Here is a 25316-nt window from a genome sequence, read left to right on the forward strand (position 1 = left end):
CGTGGAGCAGAGCAGCACCGGTGAGCAGGGCGGTGTCGGTCAGCAGGGCGGCGCAGGTGACGGGCACGGGCTCGCCGACCTCGCGGACGACGGCGAGTGGGGCGGTGGCGGGCACTGGGCGTTCGGCACCGGCTTCGCCGAACCGCTCGCGGGCGTGGGGCGGGACGTGCCGGACGGGGTGGACCGGGGCGACCTGGCCGCCTACTGCCTGATGCTCGGCGACGACGCGCTCGTGCTGTCCCAGCGGCTCGCGCAGTGGTGCTCGCGCGCGCCCGAGCTGGAGGAGGACGTCGCGCTGGCCAACATCGCGCTCGACCTGCTCGGGCAGGCCAGGCTGCTGCTGACCAGGGCGGGCGAGGTCGAGGGCGCCGGGCGGGACGAGGACGCGCTGGCCTACCTGCGCGACGAGCGCGAGTTCCGCAACGTGCACCTGGCCGAGATCGAGTGCGGGCCGTTCGCGGGCGGCGACTTCGCCACCACGATCGCCCGGCTGCTCGTGCTGTCCTCGTGGAAGCTGGCGGCGTTCGAGCGGCTGCGCGGCAGCGCCGACCCGGTGCTCGCGGCGGTCGCGGCCAAGGCGGTGAAGGAGCTGGCGTACCACCGGGACCACGCCGCGCAGTGGGCCGTGCGGCTCGGCGACGGCACGGACGAGTCGCACCGCAGGATGCAAGCCGGGCTTGAGCGGGTGTGGCCGCACCTGGAGGAGCTGTTCACCGCGCACCCGGTGGAGCTGCGGCTGGCCGGGGTCGCGGTCGACCCCGGCGGGCTGCGCGCCGAGGTGGACGGGGTGCTGGACGCGGTGTGCGCGGCGGGTGGGCTGACCAGGCCCGATCCGGTTCCGGCCGCGCTGGTGGCCGGTCGGGGCGGGCGGGACGGGGTGCACACCGAGGTCATGGGGTACCTGCTGGCGGAGATGCAGCACGTGCACCGGTCGCTGCCGGGGGCGCGCTGGTGAGCGGGGCAGGCCGGTCCGCGCCCGGTTCGCCTGCGCCCGGTTCGCCCGCGCCCGGCCGGTCCGCGCTGGAGGTCGCCTCGGCGGTGCTCGACCCCGAGCTGCCCGTGCTGACCCTGGCCGACCTCGGCGTGCTGCGGGAGGTCGTGGAGCGCGACGGGCGGGTGCTGGTCACCATCACCCCCACCTACTCGGGGTGCCCGGCCGTGGACGAGATGGGCGCCGACCTGCGGCGCGGGCTCACCGAGGCCGGGTTCGCCGACGTCGAGGTGCGCACCAGCCTGCACCCGGCGTGGACCACCGACTGGATCACCGAGGCGGGCCTGCGCAAGCTGCGCGAGGCGGGCATCGCGCCGCCGTCCAGGATCGGCCCGCGCCCGGTCGGCCCGGTGCCGCTGAACCTCGCGCCGCCGCCGAGCCGGGTGGTGTGCCCGCGCTGCGGGTCGGGCCGCACCGAGGAGCTGTCCCGGTTCGGCGCGACCGCGTGCAAGGCGCTGCGCCGCTGCCTGGCCTGCGCGGAGCCCTTCGAGCACGTCAAGGAGATCTAGATGGCCTTCCACGACCTGGTGGTCTCCGCCGTCGAGCGGCTGTGCGCGGACGCCGTCGCGGTCACCTTCGCCGTGCCGCCCGAGCTGGCCGGGGAGTACGCGTTCCGGGCCGGGCAGCACGTGGCGCTGCGCGACGGGGACGAGCACCGGTCGTACTCGATCTGCGCGGCCGAGGGCGAGCCGCTGCGCATCGGCGTGCGGCGGGTCGAGGGCGGGCTGTTCTCGGTGCGGCTGGTCGACCGGGCGCGGGTCGGCGACGTGTTCCGGGTGGGCACCCCGCAGGGCCGGTTCACCCCGTCCGGCGGCGAGCACCACGGCCTGGTCGTGGCCGGGTCGGGCATCACGCCCGCGCTGTCGATCGCGGCGACCGAGCTGGGGCGCGGGGCGCGGGTCAGCCTCGTCTACGGCAACCGGCGCAGCGACACGGTCATGTTCGCGGACGAGCTGGCCGACCTGAAGGACCGGCACCGGGGGCGGTTCCAGCTGGTGCACGTGCTGTCGCGGGAGCCGAGGGACGTGGAGCTGTTCAGCGGCAGGCTGGACGCGGCCAGGCTGTCGGCGCTGCTGACCGGCGTGGTGCCCGCCGGGGACGTCGACCAGTGGTGGCTGTGCGGGCCGCACGGGCTGGTCAAGGACGCGCGGAAGGTGCTGGAGGGCCTGGGCGCGCCGGAGGGCAGCGTGCACCACGAGCTGTTCCACGTCGCCGAGCCGCCACCCCCGCCGAACCGGCCGGAGCGGGTGCTGGAGGACTTCGTGCCGGGCGTGGTGGTGCTGGACGGCCGCGAGACCCCCGTGGAGCTGCCCGGCGACGTGCCGGTCCTGGAGGCGGCCCAGCACGTGCGCGGCGACCTGCCGTTCGCGTGCCGGGGCGGGGTGTGCGGGACGTGCCGGGCGAAGCTGGTGACGGGTGAGGTGGAGATGCGCCGGAACTACGCCCTGGAACCGCACGAGGTGGCGGCGGGGTTCGTGCTGACCTGCCAGTCGATGCCGGTGTCCGGGCCGATCAGGGTCGACTACGACGCTTGATCTGGCACCATCGGCTGATGCGCAACTGGGTGCTGGGCGGTTTGGCGGCGGGGTCGCTGCTCGTGATGCTGCTCACGATCGCGGCGGTCGACGACATGTGGTCCGCCGGGGGCGTGGTGGGCGTGCTGACGCTGCTCACCATGAGCCTGATGTTCGGCGGTCTGCCGGGTCTGGCGATCGGCGCCCTGATCGGGGCGCTCCGCAAGCGCGCCGCGACCCGCTTCCAACCCGCGTTCCCCCAGTCCGCGCCGTTCCACCAGCAGCCGCCGGTGCCGCAGTTCCCGACCCCGTCGCCCCCGATGGGCGTGCCCGCGACGCACGCGGGCCCCACCGACCGGTGGGGCGCGATGGTCGGCCGGTGCGAGCTGTCGGTCCGCAGGGTGGCCGCCGCAGCGGCGACCGTGCCCCCGTCGCCGGGCGCGGAGTGGCTGAACCGCATCGTCGGCCAGTTCACGGCCGAGCTGAACGACGTCCGCCGCATCGCAGACCTGGGCCGTGCCCTGGAGGCGACCGCCCAGGACCACCCGGTGAGCCAGCGGCTCGCGGCGGCGGTGAAGGACTTCACGGCGTTCGAGGACGAGGCCGGTCGTGTGGCGCTGAGGTTGGTGGAACAACCCGACCTCGCGTCGGCGCGGGTGCACCTGGAGATGCTGGAGCAGCAGGTGCCGAACCTGGCGCAGGGGTGAAGCGGGGCCTGGACAGCGCGAAACCCGGCAACCAGTCGTCCGGCTGGTAAACCGGGTTCACTTCCGGGCCCTATTGGGCCCGGCACAACCCAGCGTACTGCAAACGGAGCAGTGCGTGCAACAGCTTTCGCGACCGCGCTCACCGCGCCATCGACGACCGCCACCACCCCAGCACCTCCTCCGCCACCTCCGGCGCCGCCACGAGCAGGCCGTCCTCCGGCAGCCTCGCGTCGTCGCCGCGCCGGTCGAGGACCGCCGCGCCCGACTCGACGGCCAGGGACACCGCCCCCGCCACGTCCCACTCGTGGTAGCTGTCCAGCACCGCCGCCGCCGCGTGGCCCAGTGCCACCTGCGCCACGGCCAGCGCCTTCGAGCCCAGCACCCGCACGCCCGTCCCGGCCCCCGCCGCGCGCGAGATGAACTCGCCCATCCCCGGCCACGGGCCCGTCCGCGTCATCTCGGTGCACACGATCGCGTTCGCCGGCTTGTCGCCCAGCCGCACCGGCGTGCCGTTCGCGCGCATCCCGCGCCCCCGCGCCGCCGCGTAGATCTGCGCCCGGTACGGGTCCGCCACCACGCCCACGACCGGGCCCCAGCGGTCGACCAGCGCCAGGCTGTACGCGCACCACGGGACCCCGGCCACGTAGTTCGCGCCGCCGTCCACCGGGTCGACCACCCACCGGTACTCCGCGTCCGGCGCAACCGGGCCCGCCGAGTCCTCGCAGAACACCGGGATCGCCGGGAACTCGGCGGTCAGCACCCGGCGGGTGTGCCGTTCCAGGGTCCGGTCGGTGTCCGTCACCCAGTCGAAGGGGGAGGCGTCCTCGTCCGGTCGCGCTCCGCGACCGGCCGTCGCCATGATCACATCCGAAGCGTCGTTGGCCAGCCGCCCCGCCACTTCGAGCGCCAGCGACACCAGGCCCGGATCGGCTGGCTGGGTCGGGCGGGACGACAAGACCGTCATGCCGACCTAGTGTCACGGCTCCTGGTGTCCGCGACGCGACCTCCCGGTGAAGCGGCGACGAACGTCAAGCGCGACACGCGCTGTTCCGACGCCGTTCACACCACCGAGAGTGACGTGCGAGGTGAGAACACCCCGCCGCGTCACTTAGTCTTCACACATGTCGCGCGCAGGTCTGGACAAGAACCCCCGCGAGGTCGCCGAGATGTTCGACGGCGTGGCGGAGGGTTACGACCGCACCAACTCCGTCATGACACTGGGGTTCGACCGGCGCTGGCGGGAGTGGAGCAGGCGGGTGCTGGACGCCCGCCCCGGTGAGAAGGTGCTGGACCTGGCCGCGGGCACCGCGGTGTCCACGGTCGAGTACGCCGAGTCGGGCGCCTGGTGCGTCGCCGCAGACTTCTCCATCGGGATGCTGCGCGGCGGGGCCAAGCGGGCGGTGCCCAAGGTCGCCGCCGACGCGCTGCACCTGCCCTTCCGCGACGGCGCCTTCGACGCGGTCACGGTCTCGTTCGGCCTGCGGAACTTCCAGGACACCGAGGCGGCGCTGCGGGAGATGGCGCGGGTCGTGCGCCCCGGCGGCAGGCTCGTGGTGTGCGAGGTGTCCAGCCCGACCTTCGGACCGTTCCGCGCGGTGTACAAGCGGCACCTGCTGAAGGTGCTGCCGGTGGTGGCCAAGCGGGTGTCGTCCAACCCGGTCGCCTACAACTACCTCGCCGAGTCGATGGCCACCTGGCCCGACCAGCGCGCGCTCGGCGAGATCGTCGCCCGAGCCGGGTGGGACGACGTCGCCTGGTTCAACCTGACCGGCGGACTGGTCGCCCTGCACCGCGCGGTCAAGCCGCTCGACTGACGGGGCGAGCGGTAGACAGGCGGTAGACGAGCGGTGGGCGAGCGGTAGGCAGGCTGAGCGGCGGGTGGCGTTCGGCGGGCAGGCGGGGCGGCGGTCGGAGCACTGCCGCACTGCACCGCACGACCGCACGGCTGAAGCGCGGCATCACTAACCCGTACTGCCAACTGTTGACTGTCAACAGTTGGCAGTATCAGCCCTGCGCGTGGGCGACCGCGCCCCCGCCCAACGGGCGCGGTCCGAACGGTTCGATCCACCTCCGCTCATCGCTGAGCGTGACGCACGCCGCAAAAATCGTCACTCCGCCGTCGACCGGCGATCCGGGACCAAGATCCTGAACACCCCTAGGACCGAGGTCCCAGGGGCAAAAGTGTGGCCTGTGCCACCGGAAAACCCGAGCTTCGGACCTCCGAGGTCCGGCTTCGGCCTCCCGACGCCACGTCCGGCGCCCCCGCCGCCCCGCCCAGCACACCCACCGCCACCCCCGTGACCCGGCCCCACCCGCGCCGACGCCCCCGCGCCCGCCCGCGCGACCCGTCCGCGCTCCTCGGCCACCGGCACCCCCGCGCCCCTCGCCCCTCCCGCCGCCACCCGCGCCGGAAACTGCCAGGTAACTCCCAGGACGCCCCCGTCCCCACCCACCCCGCCGCCCGCCGAGCGCCGGTCATGTCCGGTCTCGTCCCATTCAGGGTCAGTAGACTCCCGACCACTGGTTTGTGAACAAGTGCACAAGGAGCGGGGATGACGACTCCCAGCCGCCGCAGGGCGGACGAGGACGCCGAAGTGATCGTGGTCGGCGCGGGTCCCGCGGGCTCGACCGCCGCCACCTACCTGGCGCGGGCAGGCCTTGACGTGCTGCTGCTGGAGAAGGGCAGCTTCCCCCGCGAGAAGGTCTGCGGCGACGGGCTGACCCCGCGCGGCGTCAAGCAGCTGATCGACCTCGGCATCGACACCCGCGAGGAAGCGGGCTGGCTGCACAACAAGGGCCTGCGGGTGGTCGGCGGCGGGGTCACCATGGAGCTGGCCTGGCCCGAGCTGGCCTCGTTCCCGCCCTACGGCGTGGTGCGGCCCCGGCAGGACTTCGACGACATGCTGGCCAAGGCCGCCGTCGAGGCGGGGGCCAGGCTCAAGGAGAACAACAACGTCACCGGCGCGGTCGTCGAGCGCGGCCGGGTGGTGGGCGTGACGGCCAAGGTCGGCAAGGACAAGGAGCCGGTCACCTACCGCGCGCCGCTGGTCCTGGCCTGCGACGGCGTGTCCGCGCGCCTGGCGCTGTCGGTGGGCCTGCAGAAGGACGACGCGAAGCCGATGGGCGTCGCGGTGCGCCGCTACTACGCGAGCCCGCGCACCAAGGACGACCACCTGGAGTCGCACCTGGAGCTGTGGGACCGCAAGAACAACGTGCTGCTCCCCGGCTACGGCTGGATCTTCGGCATGGGCGACGGCACGGTCAACGTGGGCCTGGGCATCCTGAGCACCTCGAAGGCCTACGGCACCACGGACTACCGCGCGCTGCTCAAGTCCTGGCTGGACGGCACGCCGGAGGAGTGGGGCTTCCGCGAGGAGAACGCCACCAGCCGCATCGGCGGCGCCGCGCTGCCCATGGGCCTGAACCGCAAGCCGCACTACAGCAACGGGTTGCTGCTGGTCGGCGACGCGGGCGGCATGGTCAACCCGTTCAACGGCGAGGGCATCGGCTACGCGATGGAGTCCGCCAAGATCGCCGCGGAGACCGTCGTGCAGGCCATGGCCAGGCCCGACGGCCCCAGCCGGGAGCGCGCGCTGCACGGCTACCCGGTGCGCATCGAGCAGGCCCTCGGCAGCTACTACCGGCTCGGGAACATCTTCAGCAAGCTCATCGGCAACCCCACGATCATGAGCACCGCGACCAAGTACGGACTTCCGCGCAAGGGCCTTATGAAACTTGTGCTGAAGCTCCTCGCTGGGCTATACGACCCGAAGGACGGGGACGCTTTCGACCGCATCATCACGGCGGCGACGAAGATGGCTCCAACGGCTTAGTCGACTCACCCGAACGAAGCAGCGCCGATTCTCGGATCGGCGCTGTTTCCTTTTTCTACGAACCAGCTCGGCCTTCCCGCGCCGCTGTCGCGTGCCTACCCTGCGTGTTTTCGCAGGTCACGAAGGTTACTGGGGGTGGCTGTTCGTCCGTTCTGGGGAGTTCTAGACTGGGGTCCGGGTCATGTGAATCACTTCACAGCTGTCTGTCAGACTTTGTGAAGGCTTTCACAAGCGACCTGCGGATTGTTAGGCCCGCCTAACTTCCAAGGCTCGGCAGAACGCACCTAGGGTGCCCAACCGAGCAGGGCTCCGCCTGCACAGCGACAGCGAGGAAAGGACGTCGGAGAGTGCTCCAGCCCTATCTCCCCCTCGTATTGATGTTCGCACTCGCCGCGGCCTTCGCGCTGTTCTCGGCGACGATCGCTCCGTACATCGGACCTCGCCGCTACAACCGCGCCAAGCTGGACGCCTACGAGTGCGGGATCGAACCCTCCCCCCAGCCCGTCGTGGGCGGCGGTCGCATGCCGATCGCCTACTACCTCACGGCGATGCTGTTCATCCTGTTCGACATCGAGATGGTGTTCCTCTACCCCTTCGCGGTCTCCGCGGACCGGCTCGGCCTGTTCGGCCTGGTGGAGATCGCCCTGTTCGTCGGGACCCTCGGCTTCGCCTACGCGTACGTGTGGCGACGCGGCGGGCTCGACTGGAACTGAAGGGTATTCAGATGGGTCTCGAGGAGAAGCTCCCCAGCGGGGTCCTGCTGGTCAGCGTCGAGAAGCTGGTCAACTGGACCCGGAAGTCCTCGCTGTGGCCTGCCACGTTCGGCCTGGCGTGCTGCGCGATCGAGATGATGACCACCGGCGCCCCCCGCTACGACCTGGCCCGGTTCGGCATGGAGGTCTTCAGGGCCTCGCCGCGCCAGGCCGACCTGATGATCGTCGCGGGCCGGGTGACCAACAAGATGGCGCCGGTGCTCCGCCAGATCTACGACCAGATGCCCGAGCCGCGCTGGGTGCTGGCCATGGGCGTGTGCGCGTCCTCCGGCGGCATGTTCAACAACTACGCCGTGGTGCAGGGCGTCGACCACATCGTCCCGGTCGACATGTACCTGCCCGGCTGCCCTCCCCGCCCCGAGATGCTGATCGACGCGATCCTCAAGATCCACGCGAAGATCATGGACGAGCCCCTCGGGCCCAAACGCGCCGCGCAGCTGGCCGCCTCCGGCCACAAGACGGAGCTCATCCCGTCGTCCCAGCGGTTCGCGAGGAAGTGACCGGCATGGCTGACGAAGACAAGAACCCGGCGCCCGACTCGGGGGGAGCGCTCAGCTCCTCCGACATGTCGCAGTCCCAGCACGAGGAGCACCTCGCGCACGGCGGCGTCGTCGCGGGCCGCAACCGCACCGGCATGTTCGGCGTGGCGGGCAGCGGCGACACCTCCGGCTTCGGCGGGCTCAAGCTGCCCGCGCACGTGGCCGCCCCGTCCGAGCGCCCCTACGGCGGCTGGTTCGACGAGGTCGTCGACGAGCTGCTCGCGGCCATGGGCGAGCAGGGCCTGCCCGCCGACGCGATCCAGCAGATCACCGTCGACCGCGGCGAGATCACGTTCTACCTGCGCCGCGAGCACCTGGTCGACATCGCCCGCCTGCTGCGCGACGACCCGGCGCTGCGCTTCGAGCTGTGCAGCTCGCTGTCCGGCGTGGACTACGGTCCCGAGGCCGCGCAGCGCCTGCACTCCGTCGTGCACCTCACGTCGATGACCTACCGCAGGCGCGTCCGCCTGGAGGTCGCCGTCGACGTCGACGACCCCCACGTGCCCAGCCTGGTCTCCGTCTACCCGACGACGGACTGGCAGGAGCGCGAGGCCTGGGACATGTTCGGCATCGTCTACGACGGTCACCCCGGACTGACCCGCATCCTGATGCCGGACGACTGGGACGGTCACCCCCAGCGCAAGGACTACCCCCTCGGCGGCATCCCGGTCGAGTACAAGGGCGCGGAGATCCCCCCGCCCGACCAGAGGCGGTCCTACTCATGAGCGAACGGCTGTCCGACGTCACCCACGGCACCGACACCTCGGCGGAGGGCGCTCCCTCCGACGACGCCAGGGCGACCACCACCACCGAGCACGACTCCACCACCGCCGCCACCGGGTCCGCGGGCACGACCGCGCCCGACGCTGCGGCGTCCCGCGAGACCACCGAGGGCACCGTCTACACGGTGACCGGCGGCGACTGGGACGAGGTCCTCGCCGAGGCCGCGGGCGACGAGCGCATCGTCATGAACCTCGGCCCCCAGCACCCGTCCACGCACGGCGTGCTGCGGCTGGTGCTGGAGCTGGAGGGCGAGACCGTCACCCAGGCCCGCAGCGTCATCGGGTACCTGCACACCGGCATCGAGAAGAACACCGAGTACCGCACCTGGACCCAGGGCGTCACGTTCGTGACGCGCATGGACTACCTGGCGCCGCTGCACAGCGAGACGGCCTACTGCCTCGCCGTGGAGAAGCTGCTCGGCATCGAGGTGCCGCAGCGCGCCCAGGACGCCAGGGTCCTGCTGATGGAGCTCAACCGGGTCAGCTCGCACCTGGTGGCGCTCGCCACCGGCGGCATGGAGCTGGGCGCCCTCACCGGCATGACGGCGGGCTTCCGCGAGCGCGAGGAGGTCCTCCACCTGCTGGAGCACCTCACCGGCCTGCGGATGAACCACGCGTTCATCCGCCCCGGCGGCCTCGCCCAGGACCTGCCCGCCGACACCGAGGAGAAGGTCCTCGCCTTCCTCAAGGTGATGGACTCGCGGCTCCCGGACTACGACAAGCTGCTCACCGGCCAGCCGATCTGGCGCAACCGCCTCTCGGGCATCGGCTACCTGCCCGTCGACGCGTGCCTCGCGCTCGGCATCACCGGTCCGCCGCTGCGCTCCGCGGGCCTGCCGTGGGACCTGCGCAAGGTCGAGCCGTACTCGGGGTACGAGAACTACGAGTTCGACGTGCCCGTCGCGAACGAGGCCGACTGCTTCGCCCGCTACCGCCTGCGGCTGGAGGAGATCCACCAGTCGCTCAAGATCGTCCGGCAGGCGGTCGAGCGGCTGCGCCAGCCCGGTCCGGTCATGGTCGCCGACGCGAAGGTCGCCTGGCCCGCGCAGCTGACCATCGGCAGCGACGGCATGGGCAACTCGCTGGAGCACGTCCGCAAGATCATGGGCCAGTCCATGGAATCCCTCATCCACCACTTCAAGCTGGTGACCGAGGGCTTCCACGTGCCCGCCGGACAGGTGTACGTGCCCGTCGAGTCGCCGCGCGGCGAGCTGGGCTTCCACGTCGTCTCCGACGGCGGCACCCGGCCGATGCGCGTGCACGTTCGCGAACCCAGCTTCGTGAACCTCCAGGCGATGCCCGCGATGTGCGAGGGCAGCATGGTCGCCGACGTGATCGCCGCGGTGGCCTCCCTCGACCCGGTGATGGGTGGGTGTGACCGATGACCCAGATTCAGGAACCCGAGACCTCGGGCGCGCAGGGACCCGGCGCGGTCGTCTTCGACCAGGAGACGACCGACCGGGCGCGGGCGATCATCGCCCGCTACCCCGTCCCCAGGTCCGCGCTGCTGCCGATGCTGCACCTCGTGCAGTCGGTCGAGGGGCACGTCAGCAAGGCGGGCATCGCCTTCTGCGCCGACCTCCTCGACCTGACCGCCGCCGAGGTCAGCGCGGTCGCGACCTTCTACACGATGTACAAGCGCAAGCCCTGCGGCGAGCACCTGGTGAGCGTGTGCACCAACACGCTGTGCGCGGCCCTCGGCGGCGACGACATCTACGCGAAGCTGCGCGACCACCTCGGGACGGACGGCAAGCCGCTCGGCCACGAGGAGACCTCGGGCGAGCCCGGCGCGCCCGGCTCCGTCACGCTGGAGCACGCCGAGTGCCTGGCGGCCTGCGACCTCGCGCCCGTCGTGCAGGTCAACTACGAGTACTTCGACAACCAGACGCCCGACGGCGCGCTGGAGATGGTGAAGTCCCTGCAGGCGGGGGAGAAGCCGCACCCGACGCGCGGCGCCCCGCTGACCGACTTCCGGCAGGCCGAGCTCCAGCTCGCCGGGTTCTTCGAGGGCAGGGACGCCGACCTGGACGGCCCCTCCGCCGCCCCCGAGACGCTGCGCGGCGCCTCCCTGGCGGCCGAGCGCGGCTGGACCGCGCCCGCCATGCCGGAGAAGGCGGAGTTCCCGCCGCTGCCGGAGAAGAAGTAGGTGAGTGAGATGGTCGACAACCTGACTCCCGTCCTCACCAAGCGCTGGCTGTCGCCGCGCTCGTGGACGCTGAAGACCTACGAGCAGCTGGAGGGGTACACGGCGCTGCGCAAGGCGCTCAAGGTCCACCCCGACCAGCTCATCCAGCAGTGCAAGGACTCCGGCCTGCGCGGTCGCGGCGGAGCGGGCTTCCCCACGGGCATGAAGTGGGGCTTCATCCCGCAGGGCGACGGCAAGCCGCACTACCTCGTCATCAACGCGGACGAGGGCGAGCCCGGCACCTGCAAGGACATCCCGCTGATGATGGCCGACCCGCACTCGCTGGTCGAGGGCATCATCATCACCTCCTACGCCATCAGGGCCAACTTCGCCGCCATCTACGTGCGCGGCGAGGTGCTGCACGTCATCCGCAGGCTCAACGCCGCCGTGCGCGAGGCCTACGAGGCGGGCTACCTCGGCAAGGACATCCTCGGCAGCGGCTTCGACCTGGACCTCGTCGTCCACGCGGGCGCGGGCGCCTACATCTGCGGCGAGGAGACCGCGCTGCTCGACTCCCTCGAGGGGCGTCGTGGCCAGCCCAGGCTCAAGCCGCCGTTCCCGGCGACCGCGGGCCTGTACGCCTCGCCCACCGTGGTGAACAACGTCGAGACCATCGCGTCGGTTCCCTACGTGGTCAACGGCGGCTCCGACTGGTTCCGCAGCATGGGCCGCGACCGGTCGCCCGGCCCGAAGATCTACTCGCTGTCCGGCCACGTCGAGCGGCCCGGCCAGTACGAGGCGCCCATGGGCACCACGCTGCGCACGCTGCTGGAGATGGCGGGCGGCATGAAGGACGGCGTCCCGCTGAAGTTCTGGACGCCGGGCGGCTCGTCCACCCCGCTGTTCACCGCGGAGCACCTGGACGTGCCGCTCGACTTCGAGGGCGTCGCCGAGGCGGGCTCCATGCTCGGCACCACGGCCGTGCAGATCTTCAACGAGACCGTGTCGGTCCCGTGGGCGGTCATGAAGTGGACCGAGTTCTACAAGCACGAGTCCTGCGGCAAGTGCACGCCGTGCCGCGAGGGCACCTACTGGCTGACCAAGACCCTCCAGCGGATGGTGCGCGGCGAGGGCACCCCGAGCGACATCGACACGCTGCTCGACGTCTGCTCGAACATCCTCGGGCGCTCCTTCTGCGCGCTCGGCGACGGCGCGGTCAGCCCGATCACCAGCGGCATCAAGTACTTCAAGGACGAGTTCCTGGCCCTGTGCGACAGCAACGCAGCCAAGCTCAAGGCCACCGAACTGGCGGGAGCAAGCGCATGACCATCGCGCCGGACAAGAGCTCGGAGGTCGTGGTCCCCGAGGGCCACGTCAAGCTCGTCATCGACGGGTCCGACGTCGTCGCCCCCAAGGGCGAGCTGCTGATCCGCACCGCGGAGCGGCTGGGCATCGTGGTGCCGCGCTTCTGCGACCACCCGCTGCTGGAGCCCGCTGGCGCCTGCCGCCAGTGCCTGGTCGAGGTCGAGATGGGCGGTCGGCCCATGCCGAAGCCGCAGGCCTCCTGCACCATGACCGTCGCCGACGGCATGGTCGTCAAGACCCAGCTCACCTCGCCCGTCGCCGACAAGGCGCAGCAGGGCGTGATGGAGCTGCTGCTGATCAACCACCCGCTGGACTGCCCGATCTGCGACAAGGGCGGCGAGTGCCCCCTGCAGAACCAGGCGCTCAAGCACGGCCGGGCCGACTCGCGGTTCGTGGAGCCCAAGCGGACCTTCCCGAAGCCGATCGCCATCTCCACCCAGGTGCTGCTGGACCGGGAGCGCTGCGTGCTCTGCCAGCGCTGCACCCGGTTCTCGGCGCAGATCGCGGGCGACCCGTTCATCGAGCTGCTGGAGCGCGGCGCGCAGCAGCAGATCGGCGTGGCCGAGGAGAAGCCGTTCCAGTCGTACTTCTCCGGCAACACCATCCAGATCTGCCCGGTCGGCGCGCTCACCAGCGCCGCCTACCGGTTCCGGGCCCGCCCGTTCGACCTGGTGTCCACCCCCGGCGTGTGCGAGCACTGCTCGTCGGGCTGCGCCGAGCGCACCGACTTCCGGCGCGGCAAGGTGCAGCGCAAGCTGGCGGGCGAGGACCCCGAGGTCAACGAGGAGTGGATCTGCGACCGGGGCCGCTTCGCCTTCCGCTACGCGACCCAGGAGGACCGGTTCACCCGGCCGATGGTGCGCGACGAGAGCGGTGAGCTGCGGCCCTCGTCCTGGACCGAGGCGCTCCAGGCCGCCGCGCAGGGCCTCGCGCAGGCCCGCGACGGCAAGGGCGTCGGCGTGCTCGCGGGCGGTCGGCTCACGCTGGAGGACTCCTACGCCTACAGCAAGTTCGCCCGCATCGCGCTGCGCACCAACGACGTCGACTTCCGCGCCCGGCCGCACTCGGCCGAGGAGGTCGAGTTCCTGACCTCCACCGTGCTCGGCGTGACGCCGGAGACCGGCGGGGTGACCTTCAAGGGCATCGAGGCCGCGCCCGCCGCGCTGCTGGTCGCGTTCGAGCCCGAGGAGGAGGCCCCGGTCGTCTTCCTGCGGCTGCGCAAGGCCGCCCGCAAGCGCGGCACGAAGGTCTTCCACCTCGGCCAGTTCACCACCCCGGCCGTGGAGAAGACCCTCGGCACGCTGCTGGCCTGCGTGCCCGGCGGCGAGCCCGCCGCGCTGAACGCGCTGCCCGAGCACGCCGCCGACGTGGTGGAGCTGCTCGGCAAGCCCGGCTCGGTGATCATGGTCGGCGAGCGCGCCGCCGAGGTCCCCGGCCTGTACTCGGCGGTGGCCGCGCTCGCCAAGCGCACCGGGGCGAAGGTGGCCTGGGTGCCGCGCCGCGCCGGTGAGCGGGGCGCGCTCGAAGCGGGCCTGCTGCCGAACCTGCTGCCCGGCGGTCGGCTCGTCTCGGACGCCGCCGCGCGCGCCGAGGTCGAGCAGGCGTGGGGCCTCGCGGCCGGTTCGCTGCCCGCCAAGCCCGGCCGCGACACCTCCGGCATCCTCGCCGAGGCCGCGTCGGGCGGGCTGGACGCGCTGCTGGTGGCGGGCGTCGACCCGTTCGACCTGCCCGACCCCGCGCTCGCCGAGCAGGCGCTGTCCGCCGCGAAGTTCGTGGTGAGCCTGGAGCTGCGGCCCAGCGCCGCGACCGCGCACGCCGACGTGGTGCTGCCGATCGCGCCCGCCGTGGAGAAGTCCGGCACGTTCCTCAACTGGGAGGGCCGCCGCCGCGAGTTCGCGCTGACCCTGGAGGGCACCGGCGCGCTGCCCGACGGCCGGGTGCTCGACACCCTGGCCGTCGAGATGGACGCCGACCTGTTCACCCAGACGCCCGCCGCCGCAGCCGCCGACCTCGCGCGGCTCGGCCGGGGCACCGCCCAGGCGGGCGCGCCCACGGTCAGCGCGCCGCTGCTGCCGCAGCCCAAGCGCGGGCAGGCGGTGCTGGCGACCTGGCGCAGGCTGCTGGACAACGGGTCCATGCAGGACGGCGAGCCGCACCTGAAGGGCACCGCCCGGCCCACCGCGGCCTGGCTGTCCGAGGCGACCGCGCGCGACCTGGGCGTCGAGCCCGGCGCCGAGGTCACCGTCTCGACCGAGCGGGGTGAGGTCGTGCTGCCCGTGGCGGTGGCGGACCTGCCCGACGGCGTCGTGTGGCTGCCCGGCAACTCGGGCGAGTCGACCGTCCGCCGGACCCTCGTGGCAGGCCACGGTTCCGTGGTGGCCGTTTCTCCCGGAGGCAGGGCATGAGCACCGCAGAACTCATCGCTGACGACCCGGTCTGGCTGGTCCTGGTCAAGGTCGTCGGCGTCTTCGCCTTCCTGGTCCTCATGACCCTGTTCATGATCGTCTGGGAGCGCAAGGTCGTCGGGCGGATGCAGCAGCGCCCCGGCCCCAACCGCAACGGCCCCGGCGGCTGGCTCCAGTCGCTGGCCGACGGCATCAAGCTGGCGTTCAAGGAGGAGGTGCGCCCCGTCCTCGCGGACAAGTGGGTGTACTTCATCGCGCCGGTCATCGCCTGCGTCCCGGCCTTCACCGCCTTCTCGGTCATCCCGATCGGCGGCCAGGTCAGCATCTTCGGCGAGCAGACCGCCCTCCAGCTGGTCGACCTCCCGGTCGGCGTGCTGGTCGTGCTGGCCTGCTCCTCGATCGGCGTCTACGGCATCGTCCTCGGCGGCTGGTCCTCCGGCTCGCCCTACCCGCTGCTGGGCGCGCTGCGCTCCGCCGCGCAGGTGATCTCCTACGAGATCGCGATGGGCCTGTCGATCATCGCCGTGGTGATGAACTCCCGGTCGCTGTCCACCGCGGACATCGTCGACGCGCAGACCAGCGGCTGGTTCTTCTACCTGCTGCCGGTCAGCTTCGTCATCTACGTGATCTCGATGGTCGGCGAGACCAACCGCGCGCCCTTCGACCTCCCCGAGGCCGAGTCCGAGCTGGTCGGCGGCTTCCACACCGAGTACAGCTCGTTCAAGTTCGCGCTGTTCTTCCTCGCCGAGTACATCAACATGGTGACCGTCTCGGCGCTGGCGACCACGCTGTTCCTCGGCGGCTGGCGGTTCCCGTTCGTCGACGACGACCACTTCCTGAACAACGGCTGGCTCGGCCTGGTCTGGTTCGTCCTCAAGACCCTGGCGTTCCTGTTCCTGTTCATCTGGCTGCGCGGCACGCTCCCCCGCCTGCGCTACGACCAGTTCATGCAGCTGGGCTGGAAGGTCCTCGTCCCGATCGCGCTGGTCTGGTTCGTCGCGGTGGCGTTCGCCCGCTACATCCGCACCGAGATCGAGGCCGGGGCCCTCGGGACGCCGACCGTGCTGGCGGTGTTCGGCGCGGTGCTCGCGGCGGCCCTGCTGGTCGCGTTCCTGCTGCCCGACAACCGCGAGCGGGTCGACCCCGACGCGGTGCCGGTCACCGGTGGCGGCTTCCCCGTGCCCCCGCTGGACCTCGCAGTGCCCAAGCCGCCGCCCCGCCGCCAGGTGCGGGTGGCCGAGCTGCCCGACGGCAGCCCCGCCGGGAGCAACGGCTCTGCGGCCAAGGAGCCCGCAGCGGCAACGACCGCCAAGAAGGAGGCCAGCGATGGGGATGCTTGATCCCGTCAAGGGCTTCGGCGTGACCTTCTCGACGATGTTCAAGAAGGTCGTCACCGAGGAGTACCCCGAGGTCAAGAAGGTCACCGCGCCGCGGTACCACGGCCGCCACCAGCTCAACCGGCACCCGGACGGGCTGGAGAAGTGCGTCGGCTGCGAGCTGTGCGCCTGGGCCTGCCCCGCCGACGCGATCTTCGTCGAGGGCGGGAACAACACCGAGGAGGCCCGCTTCTCACCCGGTGAGCGGTACGGCGCGGACTACCAGATCAACTACCTGCGGTGCATCGGCTGCGGCCTGTGCATCGAGGCGTGCCCCACCCGGTCGCTCACCATGACCAACGAGTTCGAGCTGGCCGACGACGACCGGCAGAAGCTCATCTTCACCAAGGAGGACCTGCTCGCCCCGCTGCTGCCGGGCATGGAGCAGCCGCCGCACCCCATGCGGCTCGGCTCCGACGAGCAGGACTACTACGTGAACGGCCCCGAGCTGGCCCGCAAGGCGGGCGTGCCCGAGGGCGCGCTGGTGGAGAACGGTCCCGAGGAGGCGCGCAAGTGATCTCCCAGTTCCTGGCCCAGCCGGGGGTGGTCCAGCCCGCCGCGGACGTCGTGTCCACCGGCGAGGCCGTCGCCTTCTGGGTGCTCGGCCCCCTCGCCCTCGCGGGCGCGCTGGGGATGCTGTTCGCCCGCAACGCCGTGCACTCGGCGCTCTGGCTGGTCATGACCATGCTCAGCCTCGGCGGCCTGTACATGGTCCAGCAGGCGCCGTTCCTCGGCTTCGTGCAGATCATCGTCTACACCGGCGCGATCATGATGCTGTTCCTGTTCGTGCTGATGCTCGTCGGCAGGGACAGCTCCGACTCCGTCGTCGAGGTCCTGCGCGGCCAGCGGCTCGCCGCCGCCGTGCTCGGCATCGGCTTCGGCGGCCTCGTGGTCGGCGCGCTCGCCCGCTCCCTCACCGAGGTGCAGGCGGTCGGCCTGGTGGAGCCCAACACCACCGGCGGCGGCAACGTCGCCAACATCGGCGCCCGGATCTTCACGGACTACCTGTTCCCCTTCGAGCTGACCTCGGCGCTGCTGATCACCGCCGCCGTCGGCGCGATGGTGCTGGCGTTCACCTCGAAGATCCGGGAGACCAAGAAGACGCAGCGCGAGCTGGTCGTGGAGCGCTTCCGGGGCGACCGCCCCGGCTCGCTGCCCGGCCCCGGCGTGTTCGCCACCGCCAACTCGGTGGCCACGCCCGCGCTGCTCCCCGACGGTTCGGTCGCCAAGGAATCGCTGTCCGAGCTGATCGAGACGACCGACCGGTCGCGCCTCGACGAGGACGTCACGGACGTGGCAGGCAGCGGGCACCAGGCGGACGCGCGCGCTCTTAAGGGAGAGTCGTGACCCCCACCTACTACCTGCTGCTCTCCGCCCTGCTGTTCAGCATCGGCGCGGTGGGCGTTCTCGTGCGGCGCAACGCCATCGTCGTGTTCATGTGCGTCGAGCTGATGCTCAACGCGGTGAACCTCACCCTGGTCACCTTCGCCCGCGTCAACGGGCAGCTCGACGGCCAGGTGATGGCGTTCTTCGTGATGGTGGTCGCCGCGGCCGAGGTCGTCGTCGGCCTCGCGATCATCATGGCGATCTTCAAGTCGCGTCGCTCGGCCTCGGTCGACGACTCCAACCTGCTGAAGTACTGAGAGGTCACCGGTGACGGAACCTGTTGACGCCGGCGGGATCGGTGCTCTCGCCTGGTTGCTCCTAGCACTCCCCGCGTTCGGCGCCGCCGTGCTCCTGCTCGGCGGCAAGCGCACCGACAGGTGGGGCCACCTGCTGGGCACCACCACCGTCGTCGCGTCGTTCGCCTACGGCCTCGCCCTGTTCTTCAGCACCCTCGGGCTCAGCCCCGAGGAGCGCTCCAGCGAGCTGCACCTGTTCGACTGGGTGCCGGTCGAGGCCCTGAACGTCGAGTTCGCGCTTCGGCTCGACCCGCTGTCGCTGACCTTCGTGCTGCTGATCACCGGCGTCGGCTCGTTGATCCACGTCTACTCGATCGGCTACATGGCGCACGAGGCGGGCAGGCGGAAGTTCTTCGCCTACCTGAACCTCTTCGTGGCCGCCATGCTCCTGCTGGTGCTGGGCAACGGCTTCGTGACCCTGTACTTCGGCTGGGAGGGCGTCGGCCTGGCCTCGTACCTGCTCATCGGCTGGTACCAGCACAAGCCCGAGGCGGGCAGCGCGGCCAAGAAGGCGTTCCTGATGAACCGGGTCGGCGACCTGGGCCTCGCGATCGCCATCTTCATCATGTTCAAGGAGCTGGGCACCACCCAGTACACCGAGGTGTTCTCCCGCGTCGACGAGCTGTCGTCCGGGACGGTCCTGGCCATCACGCTCCTGCTGCTGCTCGGCGCGTGCGGCAAGTCCGGCCAGTTCCCGCTCCAGGCCTGGCTCCCGGACGCCATGGCGGGCCCCACCCCGGTGTCGGCCCTCATCCACGCCGCGACCATGGTCACGGCGGGCGTCTACCTCGTCGCACGCTCCAACCCGCTGTACAACCTCACCGAGGACGGCCGCCTGGTCGTCATGGCCATCGGCGCGTTCACGCTGCTGATCGGCTGCCTCATCGGTTGCGCGTACGACGACTTCAAGAAGGTCCTGGCCTACTCGACGGTCAGCCAGATCGGCTACATGATCCTGGCCGTGGGCCTCGGCCCGTTCGGCTACGCGCTGGGCATCATGCACCTGATCACGCACGGCTTCTTCAAGGCGGGCCTGTTCCTCGGCGCCGGTTCGGTCATGCACGGCATGAACGACGAGGGCAACATCCGCCGCATGGGCGGCCTCGCCAAGAAGATGCCGATCACCTTCGCCACCTGGGCGCTGGGCTACCTGGCGCTCATCGGCTTCCCGTTCCTGTCCGGCTACTTCTCGAAGGACGCCATCATCGCGGCGGCCTTCAGCGAGCACGGCTGGCGCGGCTGGGTGTTCGGCGGCGTCGCGGCGCTGGGCGCGTTCCTGACCGCGTTCTACATGACCCGCCTGCTGGTCCTGGTCTTCCTGGGCAAGCCCCGCTGGGCGGACCTGAAGTCGGCGGACGGCCGCGAGTACCACCCGCACGAGTCGCCGGTCAGCATGACCGCGCCGATGGTCGTGCTGGCGATCGGCTCGGTCGGCGCCGGCTTCTTCCTCAGCAGCGGCGACAACCTCGCGAACTGGCTGGCCCCGGTGGTCGGCGAGCTGCAGGAGCAGCACGGCGTGCTCGGCCACGGCGCGGTCAACGCCCTCGTCCTCGCCCTCTCGGCGGCGGGCGCGGTCCTGGCCTACCTGATCTTCGGCCGCAAGCCGCAGCCGGTGGAGCGCCCCGAGCGGGTGTCCTTCCCGGTCCGCGCCGCGCGCGCCGACCTGTACGGGAACGCGCTCAACGAGGCGCTGTTCGCGCGTCCGGGCACCTGGCTGACCCGCGCGCTGGTGTTCGTGGACAACAAGGGCGTCGACGGGCTGGTCAACGGCTCGGCGGCGCTGCTGGGCGGTAGCTCGGGCAGGCTGCGCAGGATGCAGACCGGCTTCGTGCGCTCCTACGCGCTCTCGATGCTCCTGGGTTCGATCTTCGTCCTGGGCGCGCTGCTGATGGTGAGGTTCTCGTGAGCTGGACCTTGATCGCAATGCTCCTGCTGCCGCTGGTCGGCGGCCTGGTCGTGGTGCTGCTGCGCGGCAACGACCGCCTCGCCAAGCTGACCGCGCTGGCGTTCTCGCTCGGCGAGCTGGTGCTCGCCGGGCTGGCCTGGGCCGCCTACGAGCCGGGGGGCGACCGCCTCCAGCTGACCAGCTCGGTCGAGTGGATCCCGAACTTCGGGGTGCACCTGTCGTTCGGCGTCGACGGCATCGCGCTGGTGATGATCGCCCTGATCGCCTTCCTGGTGCCGGTGGTCATCGGCGGCTCCTGGGCGGACAAGCTGCCCGAGGGCCGCACGGCGGGCGGCTTCTTCGCGCTGCTGCTGGTCATGGAAGCGGGCATGGTCGGCGTCTTCGCCGCCACGGACGTCTTCCTGTTCTACGTGTTCTTCGAGGGCGTCCTCGTCCCGATGTACTTCCTCATCGGCCGCTTCGGCGGCGCGAACCGGCAGTACGCGGCGATGAAGTTCTTCCTCTACTCGCTGCTCGGCGGGCTCGTCATGCTCGCGTCGGTGATCGGCCTGTACGTCACCAGCGCGCAGACCCTGGGCAAGGGCACGTTCGACTGGGCCACGCTCGTCACCGCGACGCGCGAGGCCCCGCTGTCCACCCAGATCTGGCTGTTCCTCGGCTTCTTCGTGGCCTTCGCCATCAAGGCGCCGCTGGTCCCGCTGCACACCTGGCTCCCCGACGCCGGCGCGGAAGCGCCGGTCGGCGCGGGCGTGCTGCTCGTCGGCGTGCTCGACAAGATCGGCACCTTCGGCTTCCTGCGCTACTGCCTGCCGCTGTTCCCTGCGGCCAGCAAGGAGCTCGCGCCGCTGGTGCTGGTGCTCGCGGTGGTCGGCATCATCTACGGTTCGCTGCTCGCGGTCGGCCAGTCCGACATGAAGCGGTTCGTGGCCTACACCTCGATCGCGCACTTCGGCTTCATCGCGCTGGGCATCTTCGCGTTCAGCTCGCAGGCGGGCGCGGGCTCGGTGCTCTACATGGTCAACCACGGCATCTCCACCGGCATGGTGTTCCTGGTCGTGGGCATGGTCATGGCGCGCGGCGGCTCCCGCCTGATCGAGGACTACGGCGGCATGGCGAAGCTGACCCCCGTGCTGGCGGGCCTGTTCTTCATCGCGGGCCTGTCCTCGCTGGCGCTGCCCGGCACCAGCTCGTTCGTCAGCGAGTTCCTGGTGCTGATCGGCTCGTTCCCGAACGAGCCCGTCTACACCGTGATCGCGGCGCTCGGCATGGTGCTCGCCGCGCTGTACATCCTCTGGCTCTACCAGCGCATCTTCCAGGGCCCGGTGCGCGGCACCGCGCTGATCGGGGCGACCGGCGGCCCCGGCGCCACCACCGACCCCGAGCGCGCGAGCGTCCCCGACCTGAACAAGCGGGAGATCGCCGTCCTCGCGCCGATGGTGGCGCTGATCCTGGTGCTCGGCTTCTACCCGAAGCCGGTGTTGGACGTGATCACCCCGTCCGTCGGGGCGACGCTCAGCGAGGTCGGGGTGGCCGACCCGGTCGCGCAGGAAGGCAAGTGACGTGACGACGATCCTCGCTCAAGTGGAGCGGCTCACCGTCCCGGAGATCGACTACGGGGCCGTCGCGCCCGTGCTCGTCATCCTCGGCGCCGCCTGCGTCAGCGTGCTGCTGGAGGCGTTCCTGCCCAAGCAGTCCCGCTGGCCCGCCCAGGTCGTGCTCACCGTGCTCGCGCTCGCGGGCGCGGCGGGCTCGCTCATCGTGCACGGCGGCGCGGCCGACACCGTCGACGTCGGCGTGGTGACCTTCTCGGGCGCCATCGCGGTCGACCCGCCGGTGGTCTTCCTGTGGGGCACGCTGCTGCTGCTCGCGGTGGGCTCGCTGCTGCTCATCGCCGACCGCTCGGTCGAGCCCGGTGGCGCGTTCGCCCCCGAGCCGCAGGCCGGTGGCACCGGCGGTGGTGGTGGCGGCGTGGCGACGAGGGCGCGCGCGGTCGCCTCGGTCATGCAGACCGAGGTGTTCCCGCTCACCCTGTTCGCCCTCGGCGGCATGATGGTCTTCGTCGCGGCGAACGACCTGCTCACCATGTTCATCGCGCTGGAAGTGCTGTCGCTGCCGCTGTACCTGCTGTGCGGCCTCGGCCGCCGTCGCCGCCTGCTCTCGCAGGAGGCCGCGGTGAAGTACTTCCTGCTCGGCGCGTTCGCCTCGGCGTTCTTCCTCTACGGCGTCGCGCTGCTCTACGGCTACTCCGGCTCGGTCAAGCTGGCGGACATCGCCACCGCGACCGCCGCCACCGACCGGTCCGACACGCTGCTGTACGCGGGCTTCGGCCTGCTGGTGGTGGGCCTGCTGTTCAAGGCCTCGGTCGGCCCGTTCCACGCCTGGACCCCGGACGTCTACCAGGGCGCCCCGACCCCGGTCACCGCCTTCATGGCGGCCTGCACCAAGGTCGCGGCCTTCGGCGGCATCCTGCGGGTGCTGCACGTGGCCTTCGAGGGCTCCAGCTGGGAGTGGAACATCGTCCTCGCCGTCCTGGCGGGCGTGTCCATGGTGATCGGCGCGGTGCTTGGCCTGACCCAGACCGACGTCAAGCGCATGATCGCCTACTCCTCGGTGGCGCACGCGGGCTTCCTGCTGGTGGGCGCGATCGCGCTCACCCCGGAGGGCCTGTCGGCGACCATGTTCTACCTCGCGGCCTACGGCTTCACCACGATCGCCGCGTTCGGCGTGGTCAGCCTGGTCCGCAACGCCGACGGCGAGGCCACCCACCTGTCCCAGTGGGCCGGTCTGGCCAAGCGCTCGCCGATCACGGCGGCGGTGTTCACGCTGCTGCTGCTCGCCCTCGCGGGCATCCCGTTCACCAGCGGGTTCATCGGCAAGTTCGTGGTCTTCGCGGCGGCGATCGACGCGGGCATGGCCCCGCTCGTGGTGTTCGCGCTGGTGGTGAGCGCCATCGCGGCGTTCTTCTACCTGCGGGTGATCGTGCTGATGTACTTCAGCGAGCCCGCGGCGGACGGCCCGACCGTGACCGTTCCCGGCGCCTTCACCACCGCGTCGATCACGCTCGGCGCGGTGATCACGCTGGTGCTCGGGGTCTGGCCCGCCTTCGCCCTCGATTGGGCGGGGTCCGGCCAGTTCATCTTCTAGTCGGTACGTAGGCTTCCAACCGTGACCAGTAGCGAGCGGGCGGGGACGGGGTTCCGGTTTGCGGACCCCGTGCTCGCGGAGGTTGTGCAGAGCGGCCTGGACGAGGTCGAGGGGATCCTGCGGGAGGTCGTCCGCAGCGAGTTCAACCCGGTGATGGAGACCTCGTTGCACCTGGTGGAGGCGGGCGGCAAGCGCATCCGCCCCCTCTTCACCATCCTGGCCGCCCAGTTCGGCCCGTCCTGGGACCGGGAGAGCGTGGTCAAGGCCGCCGCGGTGGTCGAGCTGACCCACCTGGCCACCCTGTACCACGACGACGTCATGGACGAGGCCACCATGCGCCGGGGCGCGGCGTCGGCCAACGCCAAGTGGAACAACAGCATCGCCATCCTCACCGGCGACTACCTGTTCGCCCACGCCTCGACGCTGGTCGCCGACCTCGGGACGGAGGCGGCCAGGACCATCTCGCGCACGTTCGGCGAGCTGGTCACCGGCCAGATGCGCGAGACCATGGGGCCCCGCGAGGGCGAGGACCCGGTCGAGCACTACCTGACCACGATCGCCGAGAAGACCGGCTCCCTGATCGCGACCGCGGCCCGCTTCGGCGGCATGTTCTCGGACGCGACCGAGGAGCAGGTCGCGGCGCTCCAGGCGTACGGGGACGTGATCGGCTCGGCGTTCCAGATCTCCGACGACGTGATCGACATCGCGTCGCCGCCGGAGGAGTCGGGCAAGACGCCGGGCACCGACCTGCGCGAGGGCGTCAAGACGCTGCCCATGCTGTACGCGCTGCAGGACGAGCCGGACTCGCGGCTGGCCCGGCTGCTCGCCGCCCCGATCGAGGACGACGCCGAGGTCCTGGAGGCCCTGGAGCTGCTCAGGGCGTCCTCGGGGCTCCAGCGGGCCAGGAAGACCCTGGACGAGTACGCGGAGCGCGCCAGGGGCTGCCTGGCGGTCCTCCCGGAGGGCCGGGCGCGCGACGCGCTGGAGTCGGTGAGCGAGTACGTGGTCAGCAGGTCCCGCTAGCCGGGGCCAGGAGCGCCGGGGGTGACCCGGTGTGATCTTCCGGAACGGCGTCCCGCACCGCGCGGGGCGCCGTTCCGGCGTTCCGGGACCGTCCGGGCGGGTGCTCCGAGGCGCGGAATTCCGCAGTGGCGGGGGAGACCCCGATCACACCGGAGGGGTGACCGCGAGGAGCTTGCGCTGCTTGCGCGAGCGGACCACCGCGTCGCCGGTGAAAAGCGACAACGCGACCCACACCATTGCGAACCCGAACCAGCGCGACGCGGGCATCGGCTCGCGCATCACGAATACGCCCCACGCGAACTGCAACACCGGCGCCAGGTACTGGAGCATCCCCAAGGTGATCATGGGAATCCGGCGCGCTCCCGCACCGAACAGCATCAGCGGGACGGCGGTCACCAAACCCGTCGACACCATCAACGCGGTGTGCGCCGCGCCGTGTCCGGTGAACGTCCCCGCCGAGCCCAACCACAACAGGTAACCGAGAGCCACCGGCGTCATCACCGCGCTCTCCGCGGTGAGGCTCGCGGTGGAATCCAGCGGCACGGTTTTCTTGATCAATCCGTAGAACGCGAATGAGCACGCGAGCGCCAGCGAGATCCACGGCAGCGTTCCGTAGTCGACCGCCAGCACCACCACGGCCGCGCCCGCCACGCCGATCGCCGCGTACTGCGCGGGCCGCAGCCGCTCCCGCAGCACCAGCACCGCCAGCAGCACGCTGAACAGCGGGTTGATGAAGTAGCCGAGGGCCGCCTCGACCACCCGGCCGCTGTTGACGGCGTAGATGTAGACGCCCCAGTTCACCGCGATGAGCGCGGACGCGGCGGTGACCAGCAGCCAGGAGCGCAGGGGGAGTCCGCGCAGCGCGCCCCACTTGCCCAGCGCGGCTGTGACGAGAGCCATGAACAGCAGCGACCACACGATGCGGTGGGCCAGCAGCTCGACCGCTCCGGCTGCCGCGAGGAGGGGCCAGTAAGCGGGCACCACACCCCAGAGCACGTATGCTGCTACGCCGTAAGCGATTCCCCTGTTCGTGTCGTTGGTGTTCGACGAGATCGAGCTGGAGTTCGTCAACGGCGTCACCGGCATACTGTACGCCTGGTATTTCGGCTGGTCCGTTGAGCTGAATGACCTACCATTTGAGGAGCTGCGAG

Annotated in this window: 23 protein-coding genes; 21 read left to right on the forward strand and 2 right to left on the reverse strand. The window is 71.2% G+C overall.

Annotated features, from left to right (window positions below; all coding sequences use genetic code 11):
• Nucleotide 1: 1 nt before the first annotated feature.
• From paaC to LV78_RS15775, 4 genes are read left to right on the forward strand one after another with little or no spacing between them, the layout of a single operon-like run.
• Nucleotides 2–955 carry a 1,2-phenylacetyl-CoA epoxidase subunit PaaC gene (gene paaC, locus LV78_RS15760; protein WP_253846027.1) on the forward strand — a complete coding sequence of 318 codons (954 nt, stop codon included), beginning with the start codon at nucleotides 2–4 and terminating at the stop codon, nucleotides 953–955.
• Complete coding sequence (gene paaD / locus LV78_RS15765) at nucleotides 952–1500, forward strand: 1,2-phenylacetyl-CoA epoxidase subunit PaaD (protein WP_253846028.1); 549 nt, start codon at nucleotides 952–954, stop codon at nucleotides 1498–1500. Before paaC ends, paaD begins: the two co-directional genes overlap by 4 nt.
• On the forward strand, nucleotides 1501–2526 hold the full coding sequence (locus LV78_RS15770; RefSeq protein WP_253846029.1) for a 2Fe-2S iron-sulfur cluster-binding protein: 1026 nt from the start codon (nucleotides 1501–1503) through the stop codon (nucleotides 2524–2526). It abuts the gene before it with no gap.
• Between the two features lie 17 nt (nucleotides 2527–2543).
• A complete protein-coding gene (locus tag LV78_RS15775) occupies nucleotides 2544–3212 on the forward strand; it encodes a hypothetical protein (RefSeq protein WP_253846030.1) in 669 nt (222 codons plus the stop codon).
• Between the two features lie 139 nt (nucleotides 3213–3351).
• On the opposite strand, the gene LV78_RS15780 is transcribed toward LV78_RS15775, so the two are convergent.
• Nucleotides 3352–4176 (reverse strand): inositol monophosphatase family protein, encoded by an 825-nt coding sequence (locus tag LV78_RS15780; protein ID WP_253846031.1) that lies wholly within the window; start codon nucleotides 4174–4176, stop codon nucleotides 3352–3354.
• 157 nt (nucleotides 4177–4333) lie between these two features.
• On the opposite strand from LV78_RS15780, the gene LV78_RS15785 reads away from it, so the two are divergent.
• From LV78_RS15785 to LV78_RS15870, 17 genes are all read left to right on the forward strand, one after another.
• Complete coding sequence (locus LV78_RS15785) at nucleotides 4334–5026, forward strand: demethylmenaquinone methyltransferase (RefSeq protein ID WP_253846032.1); 693 nt, start codon at nucleotides 4334–4336, stop codon at nucleotides 5024–5026.
• 738 nt (nucleotides 5027–5764) lie between these two features.
• Nucleotides 5765–7045, forward strand: a complete 1281-nt coding sequence (locus LV78_RS15795) for a geranylgeranyl reductase family protein (RefSeq protein WP_253846033.1) — start codon at nucleotides 5765–5767, stop codon at nucleotides 7043–7045.
• A gap of 347 nt (nucleotides 7046–7392) precedes the next feature.
• Nucleotides 7393–7758 (forward strand): NADH-quinone oxidoreductase subunit A, encoded by a 366-nt coding sequence (locus LV78_RS15800; protein WP_096497191.1) that lies wholly within the window; start codon nucleotides 7393–7395, stop codon nucleotides 7756–7758.
• Between the two features lie 11 nt (nucleotides 7759–7769).
• The gene (locus LV78_RS15805) at nucleotides 7770–8318 is read left to right on the forward strand and encodes a NuoB/complex I 20 kDa subunit family protein (RefSeq protein WP_253846034.1); all 549 of its coding nucleotides are present in this window, start codon (nucleotides 7770–7772) and stop codon (nucleotides 8316–8318) included.
• A 5-nt stretch (nucleotides 8319–8323) separates the two neighbouring features.
• Entirely contained in the window at nucleotides 8324–9082 is a 759-nt protein-coding gene (locus LV78_RS15810; RefSeq protein WP_372494915.1) for an NADH-quinone oxidoreductase subunit C, read from the forward strand.
• Complete coding sequence (locus tag LV78_RS15815; protein ID WP_253846035.1) at nucleotides 9079–10524, forward strand: NADH-quinone oxidoreductase subunit D; 1446 nt, start codon at nucleotides 9079–9081, stop codon at nucleotides 10522–10524. Before LV78_RS15810 ends, LV78_RS15815 begins: the two co-directional genes overlap by 4 nt.
• Entirely contained in the window at nucleotides 10521–11285 is a 765-nt protein-coding gene (nuoE, locus tag LV78_RS15820) for an NADH-quinone oxidoreductase subunit NuoE (protein WP_253846036.1), read from the forward strand. The genes LV78_RS15815 and nuoE overlap by 4 nt, the downstream gene beginning before the upstream one ends.
• Nucleotides 11286–11294: 9 nt before the next feature.
• On the forward strand, nucleotides 11295–12590 hold the full coding sequence (gene nuoF / locus LV78_RS15825) for an NADH-quinone oxidoreductase subunit NuoF (protein ID WP_253846278.1): 1296 nt from the start codon (nucleotides 11295–11297) through the stop codon (nucleotides 12588–12590).
• Complete coding sequence (locus tag LV78_RS15830; RefSeq protein WP_253846037.1) at nucleotides 12587–15034, forward strand: NADH-quinone oxidoreductase subunit G; 2448 nt, start codon at nucleotides 12587–12589, stop codon at nucleotides 15032–15034. Before nuoF ends, LV78_RS15830 begins: the two co-directional genes overlap by 4 nt.
• Nucleotides 15031–16374, forward strand: a complete 1344-nt coding sequence (gene nuoH, locus LV78_RS15835) for an NADH-quinone oxidoreductase subunit NuoH (RefSeq protein ID WP_253846038.1) — start codon at nucleotides 15031–15033, stop codon at nucleotides 16372–16374. Before LV78_RS15830 ends, nuoH begins: the two co-directional genes overlap by 4 nt.
• Entirely contained in the window at nucleotides 16361–16927 is a 567-nt protein-coding gene (nuoI, locus tag LV78_RS15840; protein ID WP_253846039.1) for an NADH-quinone oxidoreductase subunit NuoI, read from the forward strand. The genes nuoH and nuoI overlap by 14 nt, the downstream gene beginning before the upstream one ends.
• Nucleotides 16924–17757 carry an NADH-quinone oxidoreductase subunit J gene (locus tag LV78_RS15845; protein WP_253846040.1) on the forward strand — a complete coding sequence of 278 codons (834 nt, stop codon included), beginning with the start codon at nucleotides 16924–16926 and terminating at the stop codon, nucleotides 17755–17757. The genes nuoI and LV78_RS15845 overlap by 4 nt, the downstream gene beginning before the upstream one ends.
• Nucleotides 17754–18053 (forward strand): NADH-quinone oxidoreductase subunit NuoK, encoded by a 300-nt coding sequence (nuoK, locus tag LV78_RS15850; RefSeq protein WP_015805347.1) that lies wholly within the window; start codon nucleotides 17754–17756, stop codon nucleotides 18051–18053. The genes LV78_RS15845 and nuoK overlap by 4 nt, the downstream gene beginning before the upstream one ends.
• Nucleotides 18054–18090: 37 nt before the next feature.
• On the forward strand, nucleotides 18091–19998 hold the full coding sequence (gene nuoL / locus LV78_RS15855; protein WP_253846279.1) for an NADH-quinone oxidoreductase subunit L: 1908 nt from the start codon (nucleotides 18091–18093) through the stop codon (nucleotides 19996–19998).
• Nucleotides 19995–21557: an NADH-quinone oxidoreductase subunit M gene (locus tag LV78_RS15860; RefSeq protein WP_253846041.1), complete on the forward strand. Its 1563-nt coding sequence runs from the start codon at nucleotides 19995–19997 to the stop codon at nucleotides 21555–21557. Before nuoL ends, LV78_RS15860 begins: the two co-directional genes overlap by 4 nt.
• A gap of 1 nt (nucleotide 21558) precedes the next feature.
• Nucleotides 21559–23142 carry an NADH-quinone oxidoreductase subunit NuoN gene (gene nuoN / locus LV78_RS15865; protein ID WP_253846042.1) on the forward strand — a complete coding sequence of 528 codons (1584 nt, stop codon included), beginning with the start codon at nucleotides 21559–21561 and terminating at the stop codon, nucleotides 23140–23142.
• 21 nt (nucleotides 23143–23163) lie between these two features.
• Entirely contained in the window at nucleotides 23164–24165 is a 1002-nt protein-coding gene (locus tag LV78_RS15870; protein ID WP_372494918.1) for a polyprenyl synthetase family protein, read from the forward strand.
• A gap of 144 nt (nucleotides 24166–24309) precedes the next feature.
• Here LV78_RS15870 and rarD read toward each other — a convergent pair whose 3' ends face one another.
• A complete protein-coding gene (gene rarD, locus LV78_RS15875) occupies nucleotides 24310–25251 on the reverse strand; it encodes an EamA family transporter RarD (protein ID WP_253846043.1) in 942 nt (313 codons plus the stop codon).
• Nucleotides 25252–25316 lie beyond the last annotated feature (65 nt).

Origin of the sequence: Actinosynnema pretiosum, assembly GCF_024171695.1 — a bacterium.
GTDB classification, from domain to species: domain Bacteria; phylum Actinomycetota; class Actinomycetes; order Mycobacteriales; family Pseudonocardiaceae; genus Actinosynnema; species Actinosynnema pretiosum.

What these genes read in the sequence shown, in the direction of transcription:
- nuoI (WP_253846039.1), top strand. Translation starts at nt 16,361, where the DNA reads ATGGGGATGCTTGATCCCGTCAAGGGCTTCGGCGTGACCTTCTCGACG.
- LV78_RS15785 (WP_253846032.1), top strand. Translation starts at nt 4,334, where the DNA reads ATGTCGCGCGCAGGTCTGGACAAGAACCCCCGCGAGGTCGCCGAGATG.
- LV78_RS15810 (WP_372494915.1), top strand. Translation starts at nt 8,324, where the DNA reads ATGGCTGACGAAGACAAGAACCCGGCGCCCGACTCGGGGGGAGCGCTC.
- LV78_RS15815 (WP_253846035.1), top strand. Translation starts at nt 9,079, where the DNA reads ATGAGCGAACGGCTGTCCGACGTCACCCACGGCACCGACACCTCGGCG.
- LV78_RS15775 (WP_253846030.1), top strand. Translation starts at nt 2,544, where the DNA reads ATGCGCAACTGGGTGCTGGGCGGTTTGGCGGCGGGGTCGCTGCTCGTG.
- LV78_RS15830 (WP_253846037.1), top strand. Translation starts at nt 12,587, where the DNA reads ATGACCATCGCGCCGGACAAGAGCTCGGAGGTCGTGGTCCCCGAGGGC.
- LV78_RS15780 (WP_253846031.1), bottom strand. Translation starts at nt 4,176, where the DNA reads ATGACGGTCTTGTCGTCCCGCCCGACCCAGCCAGCCGATCCGGGCCTG.
- LV78_RS15805 (WP_253846034.1), top strand. Translation starts at nt 7,770, where the DNA reads ATGGGTCTCGAGGAGAAGCTCCCCAGCGGGGTCCTGCTGGTCAGCGTC.
- nuoE (WP_253846036.1), top strand. Translation starts at nt 10,521, where the DNA reads ATGACCCAGATTCAGGAACCCGAGACCTCGGGCGCGCAGGGACCCGGC.
- LV78_RS15795 (WP_253846033.1), top strand. Translation starts at nt 5,765, where the DNA reads ATGACGACTCCCAGCCGCCGCAGGGCGGACGAGGACGCCGAAGTGATC.
- nuoF (WP_253846278.1), top strand. Translation starts at nt 11,295, where the DNA reads ATGGTCGACAACCTGACTCCCGTCCTCACCAAGCGCTGGCTGTCGCCG.
- rarD (WP_253846043.1), bottom strand. Translation starts at nt 25,251, where the DNA reads ATGCCGGTGACGCCGTTGACGAACTCCAGCTCGATCTCGTCGAACACC.
- nuoH (WP_253846038.1), top strand. Translation starts at nt 15,031, where the DNA reads ATGAGCACCGCAGAACTCATCGCTGACGACCCGGTCTGGCTGGTCCTG.
- LV78_RS15770 (WP_253846029.1), top strand. Translation starts at nt 1,501, where the DNA reads ATGGCCTTCCACGACCTGGTGGTCTCCGCCGTCGAGCGGCTGTGCGCG.